The sequence below is a fragment of the Halodesulfovibrio oceani subsp. galateae genome (assembly GCF_055397225.1).
Genome location: NZ_AP042453.1, coordinates 2,298,858 through 2,320,931, shown reverse-complemented (window position 1 = coordinate 2,320,931; position 22,074 = coordinate 2,298,858). Strand labels below are relative to the sequence as shown.

The window sequence follows — 22,074 nt, the reverse complement described above, 5'->3', positions numbered from 1 at the left end:
ATGTATTGGCTTTAGAAGTATATTACATGGCGTAATTCTTCTATCGTGAACAATAATAAGGGCTGTCCTACAGAAGTAGGGCAGCTTTTTTTGTAGTTCGAAGGGAGTGAAGCGTACGCTGAAAACGGATTGGTATTGGAAGAGAGCTTGTAGAAAACTGTTAGACATTCATTTTCAAAATAGTAGCGGCATGTTTGAGGCGAGATGTGACTACAAATATGGTGTAGTCTGGGTGTTTATAGCTGAATACAAAAAAGAAAAAGGCCGGAAAAACCGGCCTTTTTTATTATAGAATCTGCTCAAGAAACTGTTTGAGTCGAGGATGCTTGGGATTAGTGAAGAATTCTTCAGGCGTCCCTTGTTCGATGATCTCGCCGTGATCCATAAATACGAGTCTGTCTGCAACTTCGCGGGCGAAGCCCATTTCGTGGGTTACACAGACCATAGTCATGCCTTCTTTAGCGAGGTTCGTCATAACGTCGAGTACTTCACCGATCATTTCCGGATCAAGTGCAGAAGTCGGCTCATCGAAGAGCATAATTTTCGGGTTCATGGCGAGCGCACGTGCAATGGCTACGCGCTGCTGCTGGCCACCAGAAAGCTTGGCTGGGAATACATGCGCTTTGTCGGAGATACCTACTTTTTTCAGCAGCTCCAATGCAATGGATTCAGCTTCATCTTTCGACATCTTTTTAAGACGCATTGGAGCCATTGTTAGGTTGCCCAGCACAGTTTTATGCGGGAACAAGTTAAAGCTCTGGAATACCATGCCCAGCTCCTGACGCACATCGTTGATATTGCATTCCGGTGTAGTAATATCCTGACCGTCAACAATGATGTGACCCTTGTCTATTTTTTCAAGACGATTGATGGAGCGTAATAATGTTGATTTACCAGAACCAGATGGCCCGAGGATAACGACTTTTTCACCTGAACCAATGTTCAGGCTTACATCATTAAGCGCTGTGAGCTGTCCAAAAAACTTGTAGACGTTTTCTACTTGGATGATTGGATTAGTCGTCATAGTAATTCAGTTTGTTTTCCATGATGCTTACCGCTTTTGAAAGAAGCAGAGTAATCACAAGGTAGATGAGCGCTACCATGAGGTAACATTCAAAATAGTTAAATGTAACGGACGCGTATTCTCTACCTCGGCGCAGTAATTCGGAAACTGCGAGGATGGAGATAAGAGAAGAATCTTTGAGCAGCGCAATGAATTCGTTACCGACAGGTGGAAGAATAGTTCTCCAGGACTGCGGAAGAATTACCATAAACATGGTTTCGGTTTTGTTCAAACCAAGAGAGCGGGCTGCTTCAGTTTGTCCTGTATCAATTGCGTCAATACCTGCGCGGAATACTTCACCCATGTATGCTCCGTAGCAAACGGACATGGCGATGACAGCTGCGGCAAGGTCTGGGAGCTGAACGAATTCACCAATTGCATAGTAAATGAAAAACAGCTGAACCAGAAGTGGAATACCGCGAATAATTTCTACATAGGTTGAGGCAATAAGGTTGATAATTTTATTTTCGGACAGTCGTCCCATGCCGGTTGCAAGACCGATAGGAATAGTGAGCAGAATCGCGCTGACTGTCACTTCAAATGTAACTAGAATTCCATCTGGTAAGAATTTGAGAATATCTAGGTACGGGTCCGGATTAGTAACACAAAGGTAAATGATGGAACTGATCGCAAAAATAAGCGAGATGCTCCATGCTGTTACTACATTTTTGTCTTTGCCGGACGGGATAAGCATGCCGTCTGTGACGGCAATGCGAACTTCTTTTTTTTCTACGCTCATAGTGTGTATCGCTGTTGTTTACAGTAAAAAGAAAGGACTGGCGCCCTATAAGTACCAGTCCCTTATTGGAAGTCTAAAGGCTTCTTATTGTCCGATCCATTTTTTACGGAGGTCGGCTTCAATGCCTTTTGCTTTTACTGCTGCGATACCCTTGTTGAGGATCTCGAGAAGTTCTTTGTTGCCTTTTTTAACTACGAAGCCGTAGTACTCAGGCTTATCGGATTTAACGATGAAAGCGAGCTTGAATTTGTTAGCATATTTAGGGTTACGCAGTACGTAATCCGCTGCAATAGCATCATCACAAATTACGCCGTCGATGCGACCTGTGTAAAGTGCTTCAACAGCAAAACCGATTTCATCGTATTCTTTTGTCTTAACGCCTTCAGCGCGTTTAGCCATGAAAACGCCGGTTGTGCCAAGCTGGCCACCGAGAGTTTTGCCTTTAAGATCTGCAAGAGAATCACCGGATGCGTCGGCTGGAAGAATTACTGCCTGAGTTACCTCAAAGTACGGATCAGAGAAGTCAAACTTCTTCTGACGTTCAGGAGTAATGGATACGGATGAAGAAATCATGTCGTATTTTCTGCCAACTAAGCCTGCAAAAATGCCATCCCATGCAACACTTCTGTGTTCAACGGTAAGGCCCATTTCTTTGGCAATAGCATCACAATAATCAACAGAGTAACCAACAATGTTTTTGTTTTGATCAACAAATTCCATTGGCGGCCAAGTTGCGTCGTGCGCAATCACAATTGATTTTTGTGCGAATGCGAAGGAAGCAGTCATTACAACAACTACCAGCGCAAGAACTATTTTTTTCAGCATCGGATTCTCCTGCTTTGCAAAAATTTGTGTTTGATAAACGTCCCGCTTATAAACTGGCGTTGTGAGCGCTAAATGTCAACAGGTAATCGCTTGAATTACGTGAAAAAATACAAAAAAGTAAATATGTGTAGTACTTTTAAGTACTACGTCATTATGAGCGTTACAATAAACGGAACAAGTACTGTTAAAACCATGCCGCTAAAGACTGATATGATGCCATAGCGTTCGCTTGTAAATTTTACGATTATTGGAAGGGTGGTATCCATAGCTGTTGCGCCACCGGATGCAATAGGAGCAAGTTTACCAAAAAAGCGAACAAGAATAGGCGTGCATAAAAGTGTGATGATTTCGCGTATAATGTTTGCAAGTAATGCAACGGAGCCTAGAATAGGGTCACCCAGATTAGTGATAATAACAGTAGAAAGTGAATAGTAACCAAAGCCGGCACCTACGGCGAGTACGTCGTGTATCGGCATATCTGCAATAAGACACCATGCAGCAACAGAACCTACTGCTGTTCCGATGATGATTGCAACAGGCACGAGCAGAACTTTAAGGTGCATCTGACGTAGAATTTGCCAGCAGCGTGAATCGAACCCGATCGACATACCTACTAAAAAGAGCAGGGCATAAAGAGTGTATGTTGAAAGTGAATCGTTAAGCAGCCATGTAGGTACAGATTCCATGTGCCCCACAAAGCAACCGGCAATAAAAAAGGACAGGATAATAAGGCTACCTTTCATCGAACTGTCCTTTCAAAATAAATTTATCAAGCAAGAAGACAGCACTTGCGCTACCAAGTACGCAGAATACGCTGATGCATGCAGCTTGGACGCCAATGGTGCTCAACTGAGTGACGATGGTTTCATTTGAGCCGGTGGTCACGCCAAGCATAAAGAGCAACGTGTAGATGGACCACATGGTGAGGCGGTTGACATTATCAACAACAAGTTTGCTGTTACGGAAAAGGAACCCCAACGGGATGCCGACAAGAATACAAAGAACGGTGATAAGCACAACGCCTCCAAGAGTGAAAATAAAGATATGGGGAGCAGTCTCCGAAGAAATTGCGGATATACCTGTGTAGAATTATTGTCAAATAACAAAAAATGTATCCTGCTGACAAATAGGTGCACAGCTGTGATGAATGTCACACACGCAACGTGACGTCCATCACATACTTATACTGTCAATTCATTAGTGTGGAACCATACACTGAATCAAAGGAGCCTTCATATGCGTAAAAATAGAATTCCTGAAAGTCGTAGTTTTAATCCGGATAGAATGCATGTGCAGCTGGTACATGAGTCCGAACACGTAAAAGTAATGAACTTTAACTTGAAAGCTGGACAGGAAATGCCTGTGCATTCCCATAATTTGGACGGCGAGCTTGTTATGGTTGTTCTTAGCGGTGAAGGTGAGCTTTTAGGCAAAGATGGCGTACTGGATAGTATTACAGCCGGTGATGTTCTTATTTGCGAAATTAAAGTGCCGCATGGTGTACGAGCCTCAAAAGATATGAGCCTTGTTGTAACCATTGCACCTCCAATCTAAGCAGAAACAAGTGTAATATACTGTCTGCATAGGTGCTATTTCGAGTACACTAGATAGTGGAAAGGAGGCTCCTATGCGCAAATATAGTATTTTGAAAAATGAAGTATTCAATCCAGAGAAAGTACATGAGCGGTTGGTACACGAAGCAGATGGTGCAAATATTAAAAGTTTGCATATAAAAGCAGGAAGTGAATTGCCAGTTCAGGCGCATGAAGCTGAGGGCGAAACGATGCTGGTTGTGTTGAACGGCGAAGGACTATTGTTAGGAAAGCATGGCGTGTTAGATTCGCTCGTCAAAGGCGACATAGTCTTATTGGATTTACGTATCCCCCATGGGTTACGAGCTGAAAAAGATATGTGTGTTTTGGCAAGTTTTACACCAGCTAGAGAAGCAGGAAAGTAACGCTAAATGTGATAACACGGTTGCTTTGTTTACCAGATTGACCTTTGCAAACTTATGTCACTTTCAGGGTAGAATATTGCATTACGGCAATAACTATTTGGTTAGTAATCTATAAAAAAAGGCTCTGCTTGAAATTTCAAGCAGAGCCTTTTTGTTTGTACTTATTCTAGTTCTCAATCTGCGCCTGTCGAAGCTGACCATATGCAGTTCGCAAGGCTATGTAAGGCTCAATAGCTGTGCCTACAATGTTTTCGTACACGGAAATGCGTTTATCCAGCATGTTGAATTGTGCTGCTGCGAACAAGGCATAGTTCAAGTAAACAGGATTTAATGAAGGTGGAAGAAAACCTTCACCAATCAAACCTGCGGTGTCCCGGAAGTTGGATGCTCCGAAGAACGGCAGTACAAGATATGGTCCGGCTGGGATACCCCAAGTGCCAAATGTTTGCCCCAAATCTTCTTTTTCACCAGTATGTGGAATCACTGGTTTTAAATCTTTTGCAATATCAATCAGGCCACCAAAACCAAATGCTGTGTTCACTACAAAACGTGAAAATTCGATACCGGCCAGAGCAAACTTGGCTTGTAAAATAGCGTTGAGAAATCTGCGAGGCATGCCGAACCAGTTAACAACAGCGTTGTTAAAACCTTCACGGGCAAATTCAGGAACAACAACACGGTATGCAGCATGAGCAGGTTTACCAACATCCATGTATAACCAGTCATTGATATTGAACCACATCCGGTTCCAACCCTCAAGAGGGTCATTTGCTGTCGCGGCAGTATTTTCTAATTCGTACTCTGAATCGTCGAAGTAGTCTGATGATTCATCAAAAAATTCTGGCTCATCAGTAAAAGGATCTTCATTATCAGCAACTAAGGTTGAAGACGAATAGAGCAGTGGAGTAGCTGGTGCGGCTGCAGAGGTGTCTTTAGACATTGCTAAAGGTATTGCACCATCTGCATATGCTGGCTGTGCATTGAGAATGAGGAGAGCAAGAATGAGCCAAAAATAGTGTCGCATTGTTACCTCAATTACTTTTTGTCGGCTGCTGCTTGCTGCTGACGTACTCGCTCGGCTTTATCTTTGAGCTTTGCAATGAGCTCGTCAGGTGTGCCTTTACGTAAGAGTTCTTTGAACTGAGTACGGTAGTTTTTGACAAGGCTTACGCCTTCTACCAATACATCGTAGACCATCCATTTTCCATTTTCGACTAACATACGGTAGTTGACAGGAACGGATTCGTTCTTGAACTTTACAGTGGTGCGTACTTCGACTTTGGTGCCTGCTTTGTTTGTGCGTGCTCCAATAATGTCGAGGTTCTGACCTTCGTATTCGCTTACGTGCTTGAAATACGTTGCTTTGAGGAGCTGAATAAAAGCATCTTTAAATTGTGTCTTCTGTGTCGGTGTAAATTTTGTCCATTTTCTGCCGACAGTGCGCATGGAGAACTGATTCATGCTGAAAATATTGAGTATCATCCCTTCAAGTTCAGAGATAATAGCACTGTCTTCAGTAATGTTGTGCAGGTTCGCATTGTTAAGCTTATGCGAAATTTCATTAACTGCTTGGCGTAATGTTTCTTCTGCATCGTGTTTAGCATCAGCGAAAGCTGTGCCAGCGATAAACAGGGTCATTATGCAAGTGCAGATTATAGACGATAAAAGCTTTTTGCAGGTTTTAGGCATAAAACCCCCCATATTTGATATAAGTAAAAAACGTTTTGGGCGATAGTAGTTTGAAAATTAAACAGATATTTCGCAAGTATAATAAGTGTGGCGTAAAAGTACATACGAAAAATCTATGAAATTATACTCCGCCAAAAACGTACTTACTGATGAGTTCTTCGATATCGACAGCTGATTCAGTATCTGTGATTTCACTGCCGTCTTCTAACATTTCAGTAGACCCGCCAGGCGTAAGCTTGATGTATTTGTCACCAATAAGCCCGCTTGTCTTGATTGAGGCGATAATGTCGTCGCCAAGTTGTACATCGTTTTGAATCGCAAGATACACTTCTGCAAGGTACTCTTCCTGGTCCAGTGACACAGCAGAAACTTTACCTACAGGTACACCAGCTATTTCCACCCCGGCACCGGCGCGTAATCCTGCTGCTGATTCAAATTTGGCAACTACCATATATGTATTTGAAGAACCAAGCTGCATTTTTCCCAGCTTGATGGTCAAATATCCTACGCAAAGTAGACAGATTAAAACAAAAATGCCTACAGCGGTTTCTTTTGAGTATGATTTCATGAAGACTGCTCTTATACTTTATTTTTGTAATATTCTACTACTTTTCTAGCCATTTAGACAGCTCTGCCTGAATATCAGCGCCAAGGCTGATTGTAGGCTGGCTTATGCTATTTGGCTTTCTTCCGAGGAGTTGTTTCAAATAAGGGTCGTCACTGTTTTGTAATTCTTCAAGATTACCACAGAAGGCAGCTTGCCCCTCATTAATAACAAGAACGTTGTCAGCAATTTTGCTAAGACTTTCCAAATCGTGACTAACTACTACAATCGACATGGAAGGAAAATGTTCTTTCATGCTCAGTAATAGTTGATCCATTTCTGCTGCGTTAATTGGATCAAGACCGGATGTCGGCTCGTCGCACAGCAAAATTTGAGGGTCCATAACAATTGCCCGTGCAAGTCCAGCGCGTTTACGCATCCCGCCAGAAAGTTCGTTCGGGTAGTAGTCTATAAAATCCGCAAGTCCAACTAGGCCGAGCTTGTGCAGCACGATTGTACGAATAGTTTTTTGCGAAAGTTTTGTATGCTCTGCCAGTGGCAGCCCAACATTCTGACCGAGTGTAAGGGAGCCAAGCAATGCGCCATCTTGAAAAAGTACTCCCATACGACGACGAATTTTTCTGAACTGTTTTTTATCTAATGAAAAAAAGTCATGTCCACCAATGTGGATACTACCGTCCATAGGGCGGTTCAGTCCGAGAATATGTCGAAGCAGGGTGGATTTGCCACAGCCGGACCCACCAAGAATGATGGATATTTTTCCTGCCGGTAGCGAACCATTAATACCCTTGAGGATTTTGGTATCATTATACCCACCCCAAAGATCTTGAATTTCAATGTCCCAAGTAGTCGTTGACATAACAATATCCGACCTGCGTTATAATAAGAAGGAAGTGATTACGTAGTCACTTACCAGAATTAATACACAGGAGAGTACAACAGCAGCGGTTGTAGAGTTGGAAACACTCTCAGGACCGACACTGTCTTTTCGTTTGTGGGTGTTATACCCTTGGTAGCAGCTGATTGTAGCGACAATAATCCCGAAGACTAGCGATTTTAAAAAGCCTTCGTTGATATCGGACATAACAACACTGGTGTCAATTCTGTAGAAGTATACACCAGAGTTAATGCCAAGCATTGTGACGCCAGTCAAATAACCACCTAAAATTCCAATTACGTCGAAGAGTGCCGTAAGCAGCGGGAAGCATATAATGCTAGCTGCTATCCGTGGTGAAACAAGATACGCCATCGGGTTGATGTCCATAACATCCAATGCGTCTATCTGGTCGGATATACGCATAACCCCGATTTCTGCTGCCATTGATGATCCGGCACGTCCGGTAATCATAATTGCAGTAAGAACAGGTCCAAGTTCACGGATAAGTGTGAGAGATACAGCTGCTCCGAGTAAGCCCTCAGAGCCAAACTTGACGAGTGTATAATATCCCTGAAGTCCTAACACCATACCGGTAAAGATTCCGATAAGAGAAATGACAAAAAGAGATTTTGACCCGATAAAATATGTCTGACGAACAATCTTCGTCAGCTGCTTCGGTGAGGAGAAGATGAGGCGAACACCTTCCAGGAAAAAAAGAAAAATTTCCCCCAGACTAGATATGAAATCGATAGTTGAACGACCAAGCGCTGCTATCGGGTTAGTCTGGAAGCCTGTATGTTGTTGCACGAGTGCAGGCTCCTTATAGTCAAAATTTGAATCGGATGATGATAGTGAAGTTACTATCAGTCCGTCAAGCGAAGCCTGCACATCATGCTAGAGTACTGTGCTAACGTTGTTTTTTCTTTTTTAGCAGCGGCTTGCTGTAACCTGCGACTGCAAGGCGACTTTTGAAGCTTGAGAGGTCAGCAGGAGATCCGACAAAGTGTACATTTACGCGATACCATTTCTTTGTGTTGATCACGGCTGTTGCTAATGAGGTGGTAAAACCTTTAGCAGACATGGTGGTGCGTAACTTAGTTGCTGCCTGTTTGTTCGTAGATGCTGCAACCTGATAAATGTACTCAAACATAGCTGCATTTTTTTCAAGTACGGCTTGTTTTTTTTGTACAGATGAGGTGGATGCTGCAACCACTTTAGGCGTTGGTACAACCTTTTGGGTAACAGAAGATGCAGGCGCGGGGCGCTTTGCTACAACGTGTGCTTTTTTAGGCTTGCTTGCAGTGGCAGGGCTGTTAGACGTTTCTTTAGCCTTTAACTGCTCAAAAAAGTTTAACTGTTCAGGTTCAATTACGCTGGCTTTTTGCTGCGCTGTAACTGTTTTAGCCTGTGCACGGTTAAGATTGGGTTTGTTGGATGTCTTATTGGACTGCGCGGAAGAGTTTGCACCTATGTTCTGTTCAACAGGCATAGGATTAGCTTCTGCAACTTGCTGTTGTGAAGGCATCAAGTGCTTCAGTTCAGGAAGTGCTTCTTCCGGCTGGTACCCTCGACCTACGAGTAGGCCAAAGATAAAGACCCAGATAAATCCGACAAGAATGATAACAGACAGACCAGTGAGTTCAGGAAGACGCAGGGAAAAAGTGAAAATCTTTTTCCCTGTGTCTTTATCTTTTGATGTAGTCGGTGCGAAGCCCATGCAGGCAACATCCTAGTGTTAAATTACATAGATTCAGGTGCTTCGACACCCACCAGGTTAAGTCCGTTACGGATAACCTTGGAAACACTCTTGAGCAGGCAGAGGCGTGCTGCAATGGTGTTTTCATCCTTAGCATTAAGGATTGGGTTGTTAGCGTAGAAGCTGTGCAATGCACTTGCGAGTTCCTGCACGTAGAAACTAATCTGGTGCGGAGCAAGCTGACGTGCTGCTGAATCAACAACATCTTCAAATTGATCGAGAAGTTTGATCAAGTCAAGTTCACTGTCTTCTTTTATTGCAGAAAGAATATCAGAGGTTGCTTTTTCAGGGACTGCAATGCCGCGTTCAGCAGCTTTTCGCAGAACAGAACAGATACGGGCATTTGCATACTGAACGTAGTACACAGGGTTCTCCATGGATTTCTGTTTCACAAGCTCAAGGTCAAAGTCGAGGTGACTATCACTTTTGCGTGAAAGGAACATGAAGCGAGCCGCATCACAACCAACGTCTTTAACAACTTCTTCAAGTGTGTCGAACTGACCGGCACGGGTGGACATAGCGACCTGTTCACCATTGCGGAGCAAGTTAACAAGCTGAATAAGGATTACGTCAAAGCTATCTTTTGGTTTACCTAAAGCTTCTACCGCAGCGCGCATACGTGGAACATAACCGTGGTGGTCTGCACCCCAGATGTCTACGTTAAGCTCAAAACCACGGTCATATTTGTTGTCGTGGTAAGCGATGTCGGAAGCAAAATAGGTAAGGGAACCGTCGGACTTGCGAAGTACGCGGTCTTTGTCGTCACCAAACTCAGTGGTACGGAACCAGAGAGCACCGTCCTGCTCGAAAGCAAGGCCAGCTTCTTTAAGACGGTTGAATGTTTTTTCAACAGCGCCTGCGGTAACGAGGGAACGCTCAGAGAACCAGTTTTGGTGCTCTACACGGAATTCACCAAGGTCTTTCTTGATGCCGTCGAGGATCTGGTTAAGAGCGTATTCGCGGCAGATATCAAGAGCATCTTCTTTTTTGAGAAGGTCAGGATGCAATTCCAGAACTTCTGCTGCGATGTCTTTAATGTATTCGCCACGATAAAAATCTTCAGGGTCAGGAAGGTTTTCACCTTCAAGCTGACGTGCACGGAAGAGAACAGACTGACCAAGGATACGCATCTGACGACCTGCGTCGTTGATGTAGTACTCGGTGTGTACGTCGTATCCGGCAAAGCGCAGAAGACGAGCAAGGCTGTCGCCAACGGCAGCGCCGCGACCATGGCCAATGTGCAGTGGGCCGGTCGGGTTAGCAGAAACGTATTCAACCTGAACTTTTTTGCCTTTGCCCTGATCAATAGCACCGAAGCTTTCGCCGCGATCTTCGATAATAGCAATGGTGTTTCTCCAGAATTCAACGGAGAACTTAATGTTCAAGAAGCCCGGGCCTGCAATCTCAACGTTGTCAATCATTGGATCTTCAATGAGTTTTTCAGCGATGAGGGCAGCAAGTTCGCGCGGGTTACGTTTTGCAGGTTTAGCCAGAACCATGGCAATGTTTGCCGCCATGTCACCGAACTTTTTATCTTTTGGAGGTTCGATGGTTGTTCTGGCTGGCCATTCAAGATCAAGGTCAGCCACAATTGCTCGCAGGGCTGTGTATAAATGATTCTTAGCGCGCATGTCTTTCCATTCACGTATAAAGTTTAGTATATCAGGTAAGCTAAAGCGTATGGTAACAGGTGCTTTAGCGGGTCTAGCATATTTACTTTGGACGGTGTCCAAAGGGACGGAGTATTACCCCGATACAAAGTTCCATTGACCATTGTGCGGTCATATTCTGAATAGTTAACTCAGACTGCTGACAAACCCGCACATTGTTGCGTTACTTCAAAAAAATCAGATGCTCACATAGCTCTAACTATGCTTCGCCCCTGACTTTTTCTTGTGCCTTGCACTGCACAAGTTTGTCTCAATCTGTTAAAAGACAACTTTGTCAGCAATCTCAACTATCCTTGCACGATGTGCAAAGTTACTAGGCAATCAGAAAGGAACTAATCTTTTTAGCAAACTTTTCGACGACTGAAAAGACGTGCTTTTAGAGTAAATCCGGCAGCGCAACAAGTCTGTCACGCTGCCAGTTTATAATCTATTTTGCTGCTTTGAAGGCTGTTACAGCTTCAAGGCTGCCCAGATTCAGGCTTTCCCATTCGGAAGAGTCTGCAACTGGTTTTAAAATCTGTCCGAGCATTTTGCAAAGGACACCTTTAGGGCCAATTTCAACAAACTGACGAATGCCGGTGTTGAACTGGTTGTTGATGGTATCAATCCAAAATACGGAAGATGTCATCTGCTGTGGCATAATCTCTTCGAGATCAGTGGACTTGGTAGCAGGCTTGCCTGTTACATTACAGTAGATAGGGTACTTCGGGTTGTTCCAAGAAAGCTTTGCGAAATAACCAGAAAGTTCTTTAGCAGCATCAGCCATTAGTGGGCTGTGGAATGCGCCGGAAACTTTTAATGGAATCGCACGGCCTTTCTGTTCTTTAATTTTAACACCAGCTTCGGCAATTGCGTTTTTGGTGCCGGAAAGAACGAACTGACCCGGTGTGTTGTAGTTGGCGATGCGAATCATTTCCCCTGTAGATTCTGCAACTTCAGCAACAACAGCCTCAACAGCTTCGAGCTTCATTTTCATTGCAGCAGCCATAGCGCCGCTACCGTTTGGATCAGCTTCAGCCATAAGGCGACCGCGAAGAGATACTGCTTCAAGTACAGCATCAACGGAAAGTGCTTCGGATGCTGCCAGTGCGCTGAATTCACCCAGAGAGTGACCAGCCATGCAGGAAGGAGTTAAAGAACCACACGCTTCAATCCACAAGCCAAGGTTTACCAGAGTAAGCGCAGGCTGTAAGTTGCGGGTGTCTGCCATGGCAGCTTCGTCGCCGTCCCAGTAAATACCGCGAAGGTCAATACCGCTGATTTTTTCAGCTTTTTTCCACAAAGACATGATGTCTGCATTTGCTTCTGCAACATCGCGCCCCATGTTCGGTTCCTGAGAACCCTGTCCCGGAAAGAGAACAGCTATATCGGTGTTCATTGTCATGCTATGCTCACATTTTTGTTTGATTCATTTTTGTAAGTCGCTTGGTACAGCCTAATAGGCTATCTCAGTTTCACTTGCAAGAGGTGACAAGGTACAGTACCACGCAGATTACTGACAAAGCCGCACATTGCTGCGCACCCCTAGGGCACTTGTTCCCGTAAGGCTCGAGAACTCGCCTACGGTCGACTGGCGTTTCTTCAACAAAGCCAAACTCTCACATACGTTAAGTATGCTTCGATCTTGACTTTGTCTCGAGCCTTGCACTGTACTACTTTGTCAATAATCTTCGATAATAGTGTTATATAGTTATCGCTACGATAAAACATGTCCCGATCTATTAAAGTAAGGTCGTTGTTATAAGGATAGATACCGTGATGAAAAATGATTCGCTAACTATTGCTGATGTAGCCAGCCTACTGAAACGAGCAGGTTTTACCCCCTCAGAGACAGAACTCGAAGCACTCACAGGGTATCTTACCCTTGTCATGAAATGGAACAAGGTAATGAACCTTGTAGGACCATACTCATGGCAGGATGTCCTTACTATCCTTATTATCGATAGCTTGTATCTTAACCAATTTTTGCGTTCGTTGTCACTTCCATCAACACCCGTTACATGGGATTTTGGCGCAGGTGCAGGACTCCCGGGTATTCCGCTTCGCGCTCTGTGGCAGGAAGGTGAATACTATCTCGTGGATGTGCGTGAAAAGCGCGCCATGTTTATGGAGCAAACAGTTAAACGACTGCAAATTCCTAACACGAATGTGTACAAGGGACGCGTGGAAAATTTCATGGAAGAACATGAATCCGCTGATCTTATGCTTAGCCGTGCGTTCATGCCGTGGAAAAAACTTCTGGAGCTGGTTGGTCCCAACATCAAGCCGCAAGGTCGCATTGTTGTCCTTGCTCTCGAGCCGGTTCCGACAGATCTGACCGAAGGCTGGAGTGTCGAAAAAGAAATTTCCTACAAAGTGGGTAAGGACACTCGATACTTCTGGTCGCTTATTAAAGCTTAGGCGTTGAACCTGTGACACTTTCTTATGTCTCCGACGGCGCTTGCCAGCGGGGCTTTAAGAACCTTGTTGAAACAAGGTTCTTAAAAATCTCCAAAAACTTTTATTATTCGATGATCTTTCATTGATTATGTACTCACGCGGCTCAAAGTCGCCGACTTAAATAACAAAAAAAGCTGTCCCTCATATGAAGGACAGCTTTTCTATTTTGAGAAAGGTAGTGGAGCATAAGCCGCGAGGCTAGAAAAACAACGAGCTAAACTCGCAGGTAAAAGTTTTTGGAGAGTCCAGAGAATCCTTTTTACTTAAAAAGGTTCTCTGGCCGCCGGAGGCTCGTCGAAGACAAAAAGATTAAAGCCTCGCTGGTAAGCGCCGCCAGAGGCACATTCTACAGGACTTACTTAGTGCCTGTTAAAGCACCGAGCTGAGAATTTTTAAAGATGAGCTTGGTTGCTGTATCGTCAGCGACTTCTGCTAGATCCATAAGAGTCTCGAGGAATTCGAGCATTTCGAATCGGCGCTCTTCGGGAGAACATTCAAAGTCTTCCTGCATCCGACCGGAGGTCATGTATTCTTCGAGTTCTTTGAGGTACTTTAACTGTAGGGCGGCCATGGTGTTCTCCTTACTTTTGTATGCGCTGGGTATTTGTCCTTTGGAGACATGTACTTTGCGGGTGGTATAAAAATTTGGTTGTACTTATTTTAGTTCGACGTGATGGTACGGACTACCGCGTAGGATAGCATCAGCACGGTAGAGCTGTTCGAATAGAATGACACGCGCCATCTCGTGAGTAAATGTCATGGGAGACAGGCTGATTTTGTACTGGCATTTTTTCAGTACATCTTGCGACAACCCAAACGCTCCGCCAACAATGAGTGTCGGGGTACGGTTGTTGTCCATACCTATTCGTTCGAGCATTTGAGAAAATTTTACTGAGGTGTATGTTTTTCCGTGCTCATCCATACAGATAGGTATATCTGTTGGAGCGAGGGCAGCAAGAATTCGTTTGCCTTCGTCGTTATTACGTTCGAGCGGCTTCATCTTGGCGTTACCGTCTTTAACGGTGATTTCTTGAAATTTATAACTACGCTTTAAGCGGGTAATGTAGTGTTCTGCTGCATCTGCCCAGAAGCGTTCTTTTATTTTGCCGACGGCGATAATTTTAAGCTGAATCATGTAGGTACTCCATCATTGGAGATATATTCGGGTTATTGAATCCGTATTGGCTGCCTGTGTACCGTGTAATGGGTAGTTTCTCAATGAAAAGGATAGAGGTAGAATTATGACCGTATCAACATTTAGTATTTCTGAAGCAGTAACCGCCCTTAAACAGGGTGAAGTTATATGTTATCCCACCGAAACATTTTATGCTGTGGGTTGTAACGCGCTTGATCCACTTGCTGTGGAATCTGTATATAAAGTTAAAAAGCGTTCAGACTCCATGCCTTTGCCGGTTCTTATCGGTAGCATGGAACAATTGCCATTGGTAACCGAAGTATCTTCTGAGCTTGTGATGGCACTGGCAAATCGTTTCTGGCCTGGTTCTCTTTCAATTCTGGTGACAGCATCTGATCGTATTTCTCCGGTTCTTACCGGTGAAACCGGCAGGGTGGCAGTACGAGTTACACCACACCCTGTTGCACAGCAGTTGTGCCTTGAAGCAGGTGTACCGCTTGTTTCTACTAGCGCCAATATGAGCGGACGTCCGGCTGTGGTCGCAGCATCTGAACTTGATTCAGAGCTTACAGACAATGTAGCAGGCGTGGTGGATCTTGAACCGGCTCCGGCTGGCGGGTTGGCATCAACACTTATTGAAATTGTTGGCCCCCGTGCTGTAAGCATTGTGCGCAACGGTGCTGTATCGGAGATTGAATTGCGTACGTCTGGGCTTGCGGTAGTGCCGCGGGTTGCTGGCGCGTAATTTTCTAGAGATATACTTGAGAATGACGGTAAGCAAAGCAATCTAGTGTGGCGCATAACGTGCTGAGAGTAAAAAGTTTTTTGTACCGACTCAGGACTTTTTTAAAACTGGTTCAAATCTTTTGACAGAATACGGGATGTGATTTTTTTTGTGTATATTGACTATGCTACGGATACCGGAGTCTACGAAGATTCTAAGATGATCTAAGAAAAAGTGGCATTCTTTGTGCAAATATCTTCATATCCTTCTTTTTTTAAAAAGCACCTCTCAAGTGGTCAGAGAGGTGCTTTTTTGTTGTACTGTCCGTAGAAGTTATACAACAATATACATATGATCATGTTATGTAAGAAAGGAGAGAGACTAATGAGTATAACTCACGATATACCGTGTCCCAACTGTTCAGCGCCTGTCACCATGTACCGGAATCCGGCACCGACCGTTGATATTGTTATCTACGATCCTAAAAAAGGGATTGTGCTGATAGAGCGCGCCAATGAACCACATGGATGGGCTTTGCCGGGTGGGTTTATTGATTACGGTGAAACTTGTGAGTCTGCTGCGATTCGTGAGGCAAAAGAGGAAACAAATCTGGATGTTACTCTAACCGAACTCATCGGTGTGTACTCCGATCCGGAAAGGGACCCTAGGCATCACACAATGAGCGTTGTATATAGTGCTGTGGCAAATGATGTTTCTGTTTTAACTGCTGGTGATGATGCACAAAATGCACGCTTCTATCCTCTGGATGCCTTGCCGCACGTGGTGTTTGATCACAACGTAATTATTGCAGATTTTGCAAACCGACTTAAACGATTGAATAAGTAACGCGACCAAATCGATAAATCATGTTCTGAAAAATACTGCTGCGCTATCGTCGTTAGAGGTCGACATTTGTACGAATGTCGGCCTTTCAATACGAAAACTAACGAGGAGTTCAGTGTGGGGGCAGACGTAGTTTTTATAGCATCGGAAATTTTTCCGTTTTCCAAGACTGGAGGTCTTGGGGATGTATTAGGTGCATTGCCTTTGGCTTTACATAATAAAGGAATTAACACAGCAGTAATAACTCCCTTCTATGGAAGACTGGGTACTGCTGAATACGATATCCGCCTCGCATGGTCAGATCTTCAGGTTGGGTACCCTTGGGCGCCCATAACTGCGGATGTGTATCAAGCAGATTATAAAGGAATGCCTGTCTATTTTATTCATCGCAGTGAGTATTTCGACAGGCGCTTTTATTACTGCAACCATAAGGGGGATTTCTTTGATAACGCAGAGCGGTTCATTTTTTTCAACAGGGCGGCGCAGGTTTTGATGGAGCGGTTTGATACCGCCCCTCAAATTATTCATGCGCACGACTGGCAGGCGGCGCTTTCGCCTGCCTATCTTCACTACAACCGTATGAGTAATCCGTTCTGGGAAGATACTCGTTCTGTATTTACCATTCACAATCTCGCATTTCAGGGGCGTTTTGCTTCTCGCCTGTTCGAAAGTTGCGGGCTTCCGCCTTCCGCATGGTCTATGCATGGTGTAGAGTTCTATGGTGATTTCAATTTTATGAAAGCCGGTATTTCGTATGCGGATAAAATCACCACAGTATCACCAAACTATTCCAAAGAGATTTTAACACGCCAATTTGGTTGTGATCTGCATAATGTTTTAATGGGACGGAAAGATCGTCTACATGGCATTTTGAACGGTGCAGATTACGAAATCTGGAATCCTGAAGAGAACAAGTATCTGCCTAAAACATATAACAGTACCAATGTTCGGGGCAAAAGAGCGTGCAAATGTTCTTTAATCGAAGAACTTGGTCTTGACCCTTCGCTTAAAAAACGTCCAATGCTTGGATTTATCGGACGGCTACGCGAGCAAAAGGGCGTGAATATGCTGATAGACATTATTCCTCAGCTTATGGAGAAAAATGTCGGGCTGGTGGTACTTGGAGAGGGTAACCTTGAACGGGAAGCAACGCTTCTTAACTACATGGAAAGCTACCCTAAAAATATGTGCACGATTGTGGATTACACAGAAGAACTCGCACATAAAATTCAAGCCGCTTCAGACATTTTCCTTATGCCATCTACGTACGAGCCTTGCGGACTTACACAACTTTACGCCTTACGCTTTGGTACTGTTCCGGTTGCCAGCGCTGTGGGGGGACTGCACGACACAATTATGTCTTGGCCACACCCACAGGCTACAGGATTTACCTTTGAGAACATAAACAGCGGCGCTTTTATTGATTCCATAACTGATGCTATAGACGTGTGGGAGAATAACCCACGCGAGTTTCGTAGAATTGTCGGACGAGCGATGGGAAAGAAATTCTCTTGGGACAGCTCTGCAAATGAGTATGCAGCCTTGTACAAAGAGCTTGGATTACGCATGTAACTGTAGAGAACTGTGGAGAATATAATGAGGGGTACTTTGAAAAGCGTTCCAGCATTTTTTGAGCCGTTCGACTTGTATTTGTTCGGCGAGGGAACGCATTGGGACTTGTATCGGTTCCTTGGTGCGCATCCAACAGAAATGGATGGCGAACAAGGGTACCGATTTGCTGTGTGGGCACCTAACGCGCAGGAAGTTCACGTGGCCGGTGACTTTAACGGATGGCATTTTAGAAACCTCCCGTTGTTTCCTGTGGGTGTTTCCGGCGTATGGGCTGCATTTATTAGTGGTGTCGAAAAAGGACAGTATTATAAATACAGTATTGTAGGAAAAGACGGTCGGGACGTATATAAAGTCGATCCGCTTGCTTTTCATTGTGAGCTACGCCCCGGAGTTGCGTCCTGCACATGGGATTTAGATAACCATACATGGGAAGATGATACATGGATGGCCAATCGCCGTCAGCAAGGGCCTCCGCTCGATAAGCCAATCTCAATTTATGAAGTACACCTTGGCTCATGGTGCCGCGATCATGATCCAGAGGGAAACGGGTTTCTGCGATACGGGAAAATAGCTGAGCTACTCATAGATTATGTAACTGATATGGGCTTCACGCATGTAGAGCTACTTCCCGTTGCAGAGCATCCTCTCGACGAATCATGGGGGTATCAAACCAGTAACTACTTTGCGCCTACATCCCGTTTTGGTACTCCCGAAGAATTTAAAGGCTTCGTCGATGCCTTACATAATGCAGGGATAGGAGTGTACCTAGATTGGGTTCCAGCTCACTTCCCTAAAGATGACTGGTGTCTCGGTAGATTCGATGGCAGCGCCCTGTATGAGCATCTCGATCCGCAGTTAGGAGAGCACCCAGACTGGGGAACATACATATTCAATTATGGACGGCATGAGGTTCGTAATTTCCTTTTCGCAAATGCGTTGTATTGGCTGCGTGAATTCCACATAGATGGTTTACGCATAGATGCAGTAGCCTCCATGTTGTATCTCGACTATTCCCGATGCCAAGGAGAATGGTGCCCGAACAAATATGGTGGACGCGAAAATTTAGATGCCGTTGATTTCCTGCGCGAACTGAATCGCGTTGCACACGAGCAGTTCCCCGGTGTTGCTATGATAGCAGAAGAGTCTACCTCATGGCCGGGAGTCTCACGTCCTCTCTATACTGGTGGATTAGGTTTCACCTTCAAATGGAACATGGGGTGGATGAACGACAGTCTCAACTATTTTTCAACCGATCCCGTCTATAGAAGTTACAACCACAACAGTCTTACCTTCACCATGCTCTACGCATTCAGCGAAAATTTTGTGCTCCCGCTTTCGCATGACGAAGTGGTACACGGCAAAGGCACTATCCTTAGTAAAATGAGTGGTGATGTGTGGCAAAAGCAAGCCAACCTTCGACTCCTTTACGCTTACATGTGGGCACATCCCGGTAAGAAAATGATCTTCATGGGAAGTGAATTCGGGCAGTGGAACGAATGGAATCCACGCGAAGAGCTCGACTGGTGTTTACTCCAGTTCCCAGCACATGATGGCATACGGGCTCTAGTTCGAGACCTGAACCGAGTGCTTGTGACAGAAGAAGCGATGCACAAAGATGACTTTAGTTGGAAGGGATTCAAGTGGATTGATTTCTCCGACTACGGGGCATCCGTGATAAGCTTCGTCCGAACAGGTGGAGATGGTGCACCGCTATTCTGGATATTCAACTTCACACCCGTAGTACGACATCATTATCGCGTAGCCAGTCCCAAAAGTGGTGTATGGGAAGAAATACTCAACAGCGACAGCATGTATTATGGTGGCTCCAACGTCGGAAGCATCGCGCCAATAGAAACATGTCCGGATGCTTTCGGTGGAGAGGGATACATAGAGTTAACGCTTCCGCCGCTTGGTGCTGTGTGCCTGAAGTATCAGGGTAGATGATGGAGGAGAGGGCGTTGGGGTGCCTGCGGCGCTTTTTCTCTTTTTGACTTGTTGAGCCTTCGGCGAGTCTGCGACGCTTGAGTTTTTTTGTCTCCGACGGGCAAGGGGCCAGCCCCTTGCATCCCCGCGAGAGGAACGTCCTCTCGACTGCGATTAGGTGAGAGTCGTTTGTCTGACTATGAGTTGTAGTTTTTAATATACGCGAGGGACGGGTCTGTATCCGTCTCTTGTTTCACGTCAGAAGTTCTTGCACCAATTTTTTTGTACGAGTAAAGGTTGTTAAGTATGTAAGGCGACAGATACCCCTATTCGGGGTCAAGGGGGGTGACCTCCCTTGCGGGTTGTAGGGCGGCGCCCTGCCCGCCGGAGGCATCACCGATAAAAAACAGGTGAGAAAGTAATGGAACCGAAAATTATTGTTCACGGTGGTGCATGGACAATTCCGGACGATCGCAAGCAAGCTCACCTTGACGGGTGCCGCAGCGCTGTTGAGGCAGCCTATCCTTTGCTGTTGCAGGGTGCGAGTGCTCTTGATGCTGTTCAGGCTGCTATTAATGTTCTTGAGAAGGATGAAACTTTCGACGCTGGTCGTGGCGCGGTTTTGAATGCAGACGGCCAGATAGAACTTGATGCTTCCATTATGGACGGCAGTGACTTAAATTTTGGTGCAGTCGCCGGTGTGCGTCGCTTTATGACGCCGGTTGACATAGCACGTAAGGTTCTGGAAACAGAATTTTGTTTTTTGATCGGAGAAGGTGCCGAACGTTTTGCCCGCGAACAGGGACTGACAGAATGTGATCCACGCGACTTGTTTGTTGAGCGTGAATTGCAGCTGTATGAAAAGCTTCGCAGTCAGGATGGATATTCAACACATGATGCTTTTGCTCCAATGCCGAAGGGTACTGTGGGCGCGGTTGCTATCGATAAAGATGGTAATATAGCGGCATCAACATCTACTGGCGGCACTCCGTACAAGCTGCCTGGACGAGTGGGTGATTCTCCAATTTGTGGTGCGGGTCTTTACGCTGATAGCGAACTTGGCGGGGCATCCTGCACAGGATTTGGTGAAGGCGTTATCCGTACACTTATGTGCTCCAAAGCTTGTGAGTACTTGAAGCACCAAGATGCGACTGAGGCTGCGACTGAAGCAATCAATATGTTGTATCGCCGAGTTGCTGGCCATGCAGGCATTATCTTGCTGGATAAAGACGGTAACTACGGAATTTATCATAATACAGACCATATGGCACATGCGTATGTTTTACCGGATGGTACTATTCATACGACAGTTCATATGGACAAATAAGCTTATGTGCCTAGCGGCTGGTTAAGCCGTTATTATGTATTTTAAAAATGTGAGGATACTTTGTTATAAGTATCCTCACATTTTTTTGAGCTAATAAGAAAGCTGTTAGCTTGATTAGCCAAAAAATTCATTTGCTTTTTGGTACGAAAATGGATGCGAGAAGAGGGCGCTCAAATCGTGTTCATTTTGAACCGCATTGGCTATCTCCATAAGTGCGGCGTACGTTGCTCGAACTGGCCCAGAGCCGAGGCTGATACGGCGGACTCCGATATTTTGTAGCTCTTGAATATCGTTGAATGCAGGATTGGCAAGAATGTTGAGCGGTGCGGCGATGGCTTTTGTTAGCGCTGTTACGGTCACTTTATCGAGGCTTCCGGGGATGAATATGCAGTCAGCTCCGGCAGCGACGTATGCGTTACAACGCTCGATGGTGGCATCAAGACGGGTGCCGTTGTCTCCAATGCCGAGCAAGTATGCGCAAGTACGCGCATTGATGACGAAAGGAATGCCTAGTTTATCTTTAAGCGCAGCAAGTTGCTCAATTTTTGCGACTTGCGTGTTTGTTTCTTCCAAATATGATTCTGCGTGCGTTGCGGCGGCAGGATATCCATCTTCTATATTAATTCCCACTGCCCCAGCGGCGATAATTGCTCGAACATTTTCTGTGACTTCTTCTGGAGTTGTGCCGTAGCCATGCTCTATGTCGACAGAAAGCGGAACTGTTGTGCGCTGTGCAATTTGACGCACCACAGGCAGTAGCTCTTCCATAGTGATGATTTCTCCGTCAGCGTATCCAAGAGAGTAGGCGATGCCTGCGCTTGTGGTCGCTATAGCCTCGTACCCAGCTTTTTCAAAAATTTTAGCGCTACCTGCATCCCATGCATTGGGGAGAATGAAAAGTGCATTGCGAGTGTGGAGTTCTTGAAAACGTGCGGCTTGCTGTTGTTGTGTATTCATGGAGAAAGTCCTG

The 22,074-nt window shown here is 45.1% G+C and carries 24 protein-coding genes; 8 read left to right on the top strand and 16 right to left on the bottom strand.

Going from position 1 to position 22,074, the window contains the following annotated elements:
- Window positions 1–286 precede the first annotated feature (286 nt).
- From ACZ5V1_RS10460 to ACZ5V1_RS10440, 5 genes are all read right to left on the bottom strand, one after another.
- Window positions 287–1,024 (bottom strand): amino acid ABC transporter ATP-binding protein, encoded by a 738-nt coding sequence (locus tag ACZ5V1_RS10460; RefSeq protein WP_464388795.1) that lies wholly within the window; start codon window positions 1,022–1,024, stop codon window positions 287–289.
- Window positions 1,014–1,802 (bottom strand): amino acid ABC transporter permease, encoded by a 789-nt coding sequence (locus tag ACZ5V1_RS10455; RefSeq protein WP_464388794.1) that lies wholly within the window; start codon window positions 1,800–1,802, stop codon window positions 1,014–1,016. The genes ACZ5V1_RS10460 and ACZ5V1_RS10455 overlap by 11 nt, the downstream gene beginning before the upstream one ends.
- 84 nt (window positions 1,803–1,886) lie before the next feature.
- A complete protein-coding gene (locus ACZ5V1_RS10450; RefSeq protein WP_464388793.1) occupies window positions 1,887–2,627 on the bottom strand; it encodes a basic amino acid ABC transporter substrate-binding protein in 741 nt (246 codons plus the stop codon).
- A gap of 143 nt (window positions 2,628–2,770) precedes the next feature.
- Window positions 2,771–3,370, bottom strand: a complete 600-nt coding sequence (locus ACZ5V1_RS10445) for a LysO family transporter (protein ID WP_464388792.1) — start codon at window positions 3,368–3,370, stop codon at window positions 2,771–2,773.
- Window positions 3,360–3,644, bottom strand: coding sequence for a LysO family transporter (locus ACZ5V1_RS10440; RefSeq protein ID WP_464388791.1), 285 nt, complete (start codon window positions 3,642–3,644; stop codon window positions 3,360–3,362). The genes ACZ5V1_RS10445 and ACZ5V1_RS10440 overlap by 11 nt, the downstream gene beginning before the upstream one ends.
- Before the next feature lie 219 nt (window positions 3,645–3,863).
- Between ACZ5V1_RS10440 and ACZ5V1_RS10435 the strand changes: the two genes are divergently transcribed.
- Both ACZ5V1_RS10435 and ACZ5V1_RS10430 read left to right on the top strand, forming a co-directional pair.
- Window positions 3,864–4,181 (top strand): cupin domain-containing protein, encoded by a 318-nt coding sequence (locus ACZ5V1_RS10435; protein WP_160714713.1) that lies wholly within the window; start codon window positions 3,864–3,866, stop codon window positions 4,179–4,181.
- 73 nt (window positions 4,182–4,254) lie between these two features.
- Entirely contained in the window at window positions 4,255–4,584 is a 330-nt protein-coding gene (locus ACZ5V1_RS10430; RefSeq protein ID WP_464388790.1) for a cupin domain-containing protein, read from the top strand.
- A gap of 166 nt (window positions 4,585–4,750) precedes the next feature.
- Here the strand turns inward: ACZ5V1_RS10430 and ACZ5V1_RS10425 are convergent, their stop codons facing one another.
- From ACZ5V1_RS10425 to ACZ5V1_RS10390, 8 genes are all read right to left on the bottom strand, one after another.
- Window positions 4,751–5,608: an MlaA family lipoprotein gene (locus ACZ5V1_RS10425; protein ID WP_464388789.1), complete on the bottom strand. Its 858-nt coding sequence runs from the start codon at window positions 5,606–5,608 to the stop codon at window positions 4,751–4,753.
- Window positions 5,609–5,619: 11 nt separating this feature from the next.
- Window positions 5,620–6,273: an MlaC/ttg2D family ABC transporter substrate-binding protein gene (locus ACZ5V1_RS10420; protein WP_464388788.1), complete on the bottom strand. Its 654-nt coding sequence runs from the start codon at window positions 6,271–6,273 to the stop codon at window positions 5,620–5,622.
- Between the two features lie 121 nt (window positions 6,274–6,394).
- Window positions 6,395–6,841, bottom strand: a complete 447-nt coding sequence (mlaD, locus tag ACZ5V1_RS10415) for an outer membrane lipid asymmetry maintenance protein MlaD (RefSeq protein WP_464388787.1) — start codon at window positions 6,839–6,841, stop codon at window positions 6,395–6,397.
- 37 nt (window positions 6,842–6,878) lie between these two features.
- Window positions 6,879–7,697, bottom strand: a complete 819-nt coding sequence (locus ACZ5V1_RS10410; protein ID WP_464388786.1) for an ABC transporter ATP-binding protein — start codon at window positions 7,695–7,697, stop codon at window positions 6,879–6,881.
- 18 nt (window positions 7,698–7,715) lie between these two features.
- A complete protein-coding gene (locus ACZ5V1_RS10405) occupies window positions 7,716–8,522 on the bottom strand; it encodes an MlaE family ABC transporter permease (RefSeq protein ID WP_160714702.1) in 807 nt (268 codons plus the stop codon).
- A gap of 100 nt (window positions 8,523–8,622) precedes the next feature.
- Window positions 8,623–9,432: an SPOR domain-containing protein gene (locus ACZ5V1_RS10400; RefSeq protein ID WP_464388785.1), complete on the bottom strand. Its 810-nt coding sequence runs from the start codon at window positions 9,430–9,432 to the stop codon at window positions 8,623–8,625.
- Window positions 9,433–9,455: 23 nt separating this feature from the next.
- Window positions 9,456–11,102, bottom strand: coding sequence for an arginine--tRNA ligase (argS, locus tag ACZ5V1_RS10395; RefSeq protein WP_464388784.1), 1,647 nt, complete (start codon window positions 11,100–11,102; stop codon window positions 9,456–9,458).
- Window positions 11,103–11,568: 466 nt separating this feature from the next.
- Window positions 11,569–12,525: an ACP S-malonyltransferase gene (locus ACZ5V1_RS10390; protein WP_464388783.1), complete on the bottom strand. Its 957-nt coding sequence runs from the start codon at window positions 12,523–12,525 to the stop codon at window positions 11,569–11,571.
- Between the two features lie 374 nt (window positions 12,526–12,899).
- Here ACZ5V1_RS10390 and rsmG point away from each other — a divergent pair, with 374 nt between their 5' ends.
- Window positions 12,900–13,541: a 16S rRNA (guanine(527)-N(7))-methyltransferase RsmG gene (gene rsmG, locus ACZ5V1_RS10385; protein ID WP_464391618.1), complete on the top strand. Its 642-nt coding sequence runs from the start codon at window positions 12,900–12,902 to the stop codon at window positions 13,539–13,541.
- A 394-nt stretch (window positions 13,542–13,935) separates the two neighbouring features.
- Here the strand turns inward: rsmG and ACZ5V1_RS10380 are convergent, their stop codons facing one another.
- Window positions 13,936–14,151, bottom strand: coding sequence for a hypothetical protein (locus ACZ5V1_RS10380; protein ID WP_464388782.1), 216 nt, complete (start codon window positions 14,149–14,151; stop codon window positions 13,936–13,938).
- A gap of 84 nt (window positions 14,152–14,235) precedes the next feature.
- Window positions 14,236–14,715 (bottom strand): 23S rRNA (pseudouridine(1915)-N(3))-methyltransferase RlmH, encoded by a 480-nt coding sequence (locus ACZ5V1_RS10375; RefSeq protein WP_160714690.1) that lies wholly within the window; start codon window positions 14,713–14,715, stop codon window positions 14,236–14,238.
- A 106-nt stretch (window positions 14,716–14,821) separates the two neighbouring features.
- Here ACZ5V1_RS10375 and ACZ5V1_RS10370 point away from each other — a divergent pair, with 106 nt between their 5' ends.
- The 5 genes from ACZ5V1_RS10370 (at window position 14,822) to ACZ5V1_RS10350 (ending at window position 21,104) form a co-directional block, all read left to right on the top strand.
- The gene (locus ACZ5V1_RS10370) at window positions 14,822–15,460 is read left to right on the top strand and encodes an L-threonylcarbamoyladenylate synthase (RefSeq protein ID WP_464388781.1); all 639 of its coding nucleotides are present in this window, start codon (window positions 14,822–14,824) and stop codon (window positions 15,458–15,460) included.
- Window positions 15,461–15,823: 363 nt separating this feature from the next.
- Complete coding sequence (locus ACZ5V1_RS10365; RefSeq protein ID WP_464388780.1) at window positions 15,824–16,285, top strand: NUDIX domain-containing protein; 462 nt, start codon at window positions 15,824–15,826, stop codon at window positions 16,283–16,285.
- 114 nt (window positions 16,286–16,399) lie between these two features.
- The gene (gene glgA, locus ACZ5V1_RS10360) at window positions 16,400–17,854 is read left to right on the top strand and encodes a glycogen synthase GlgA (protein WP_464388779.1); all 1,455 of its coding nucleotides are present in this window, start codon (window positions 16,400–16,402) and stop codon (window positions 17,852–17,854) included.
- Window positions 17,855–17,878: 24 nt separating this feature from the next.
- Complete coding sequence (gene glgB / locus ACZ5V1_RS10355) at window positions 17,879–19,798, top strand: 1,4-alpha-glucan branching protein GlgB (protein ID WP_464388778.1); 1,920 nt, start codon at window positions 17,879–17,881, stop codon at window positions 19,796–19,798.
- 400 nt (window positions 19,799–20,198) lie between these two features.
- A complete protein-coding gene (locus tag ACZ5V1_RS10350) occupies window positions 20,199–21,104 on the top strand; it encodes an isoaspartyl peptidase/L-asparaginase family protein (protein ID WP_464388777.1) in 906 nt (301 codons plus the stop codon).
- Between the two features lie 114 nt (window positions 21,105–21,218).
- Here the strand turns inward: ACZ5V1_RS10350 and ACZ5V1_RS10345 are convergent, their stop codons facing one another.
- Complete coding sequence (locus ACZ5V1_RS10345) at window positions 21,219–22,061, bottom strand: isocitrate lyase/PEP mutase family protein (RefSeq protein ID WP_464388776.1); 843 nt, start codon at window positions 22,059–22,061, stop codon at window positions 21,219–21,221.
- Between the last annotated feature and the right edge of the window lie 13 nt (window positions 22,062–22,074).

Coding starts and splice junctions, on each gene's coding strand:
- ACZ5V1_RS10375 (WP_160714690.1), bottom strand. CDS start 14,715: ATGATTCAGCTTAAAATTATCGCCGTCGGCAAAATAAAAGAACGCTTC.
- glgB (WP_464388778.1), top strand. CDS start 17,879: ATGAGGGGTACTTTGAAAAGCGTTCCAGCATTTTTTGAGCCGTTCGAC.
- mlaD (WP_464388787.1), bottom strand. CDS start 6,841: ATGAAATCATACTCAAAAGAAACCGCTGTAGGCATTTTTGTTTTAATC.
- ACZ5V1_RS10460 (WP_464388795.1), bottom strand. CDS start 1,024: ATGACGACTAATCCAATCATCCAAGTAGAAAACGTCTACAAGTTTTTT.
- rsmG (WP_464391618.1), top strand. CDS start 12,900: ATGAAAAATGATTCGCTAACTATTGCTGATGTAGCCAGCCTACTGAAA.
- ACZ5V1_RS10445 (WP_464388792.1), bottom strand. CDS start 3,370: ATGAAAGGTAGCCTTATTATCCTGTCCTTTTTTATTGCCGGTTGCTTT.
- ACZ5V1_RS10430 (WP_464388790.1), top strand. CDS start 4,255: ATGCGCAAATATAGTATTTTGAAAAATGAAGTATTCAATCCAGAGAAA.
- ACZ5V1_RS10400 (WP_464388785.1), bottom strand. CDS start 9,432: ATGGGCTTCGCACCGACTACATCAAAAGATAAAGACACAGGGAAAAAG.
- ACZ5V1_RS10350 (WP_464388777.1), top strand. CDS start 20,199: ATGGAACCGAAAATTATTGTTCACGGTGGTGCATGGACAATTCCGGAC.
- argS (WP_464388784.1), bottom strand. CDS start 11,102: ATGCGCGCTAAGAATCATTTATACACAGCCCTGCGAGCAATTGTGGCT.
- ACZ5V1_RS10365 (WP_464388780.1), top strand. CDS start 15,824: ATGAGTATAACTCACGATATACCGTGTCCCAACTGTTCAGCGCCTGTC.
- ACZ5V1_RS10370 (WP_464388781.1), top strand. CDS start 14,822: ATGACCGTATCAACATTTAGTATTTCTGAAGCAGTAACCGCCCTTAAA.
- ACZ5V1_RS10435 (WP_160714713.1), top strand. CDS start 3,864: ATGCGTAAAAATAGAATTCCTGAAAGTCGTAGTTTTAATCCGGATAGA.
- ACZ5V1_RS10380 (WP_464388782.1), bottom strand. CDS start 14,151: ATGGCCGCCCTACAGTTAAAGTACCTCAAAGAACTCGAAGAATACATG.
- ACZ5V1_RS10410 (WP_464388786.1), bottom strand. CDS start 7,697: ATGTCAACGACTACTTGGGACATTGAAATTCAAGATCTTTGGGGTGGG.
- ACZ5V1_RS10420 (WP_464388788.1), bottom strand. CDS start 6,273: ATGCCTAAAACCTGCAAAAAGCTTTTATCGTCTATAATCTGCACTTGC.
- ACZ5V1_RS10425 (WP_464388789.1), bottom strand. CDS start 5,608: ATGCGACACTATTTTTGGCTCATTCTTGCTCTCCTCATTCTCAATGCA.
- ACZ5V1_RS10390 (WP_464388783.1), bottom strand. CDS start 12,525: ATGACAATGAACACCGATATAGCTGTTCTCTTTCCGGGACAGGGTTCT.
- ACZ5V1_RS10345 (WP_464388776.1), bottom strand. CDS start 22,061: ATGAATACACAACAACAGCAAGCCGCACGTTTTCAAGAACTCCACACT.
- ACZ5V1_RS10450 (WP_464388793.1), bottom strand. CDS start 2,627: ATGCTGAAAAAAATAGTTCTTGCGCTGGTAGTTGTTGTAATGACTGCT.
- ACZ5V1_RS10455 (WP_464388794.1), bottom strand. CDS start 1,802: ATGAGCGTAGAAAAAAAAGAAGTTCGCATTGCCGTCACAGACGGCATG.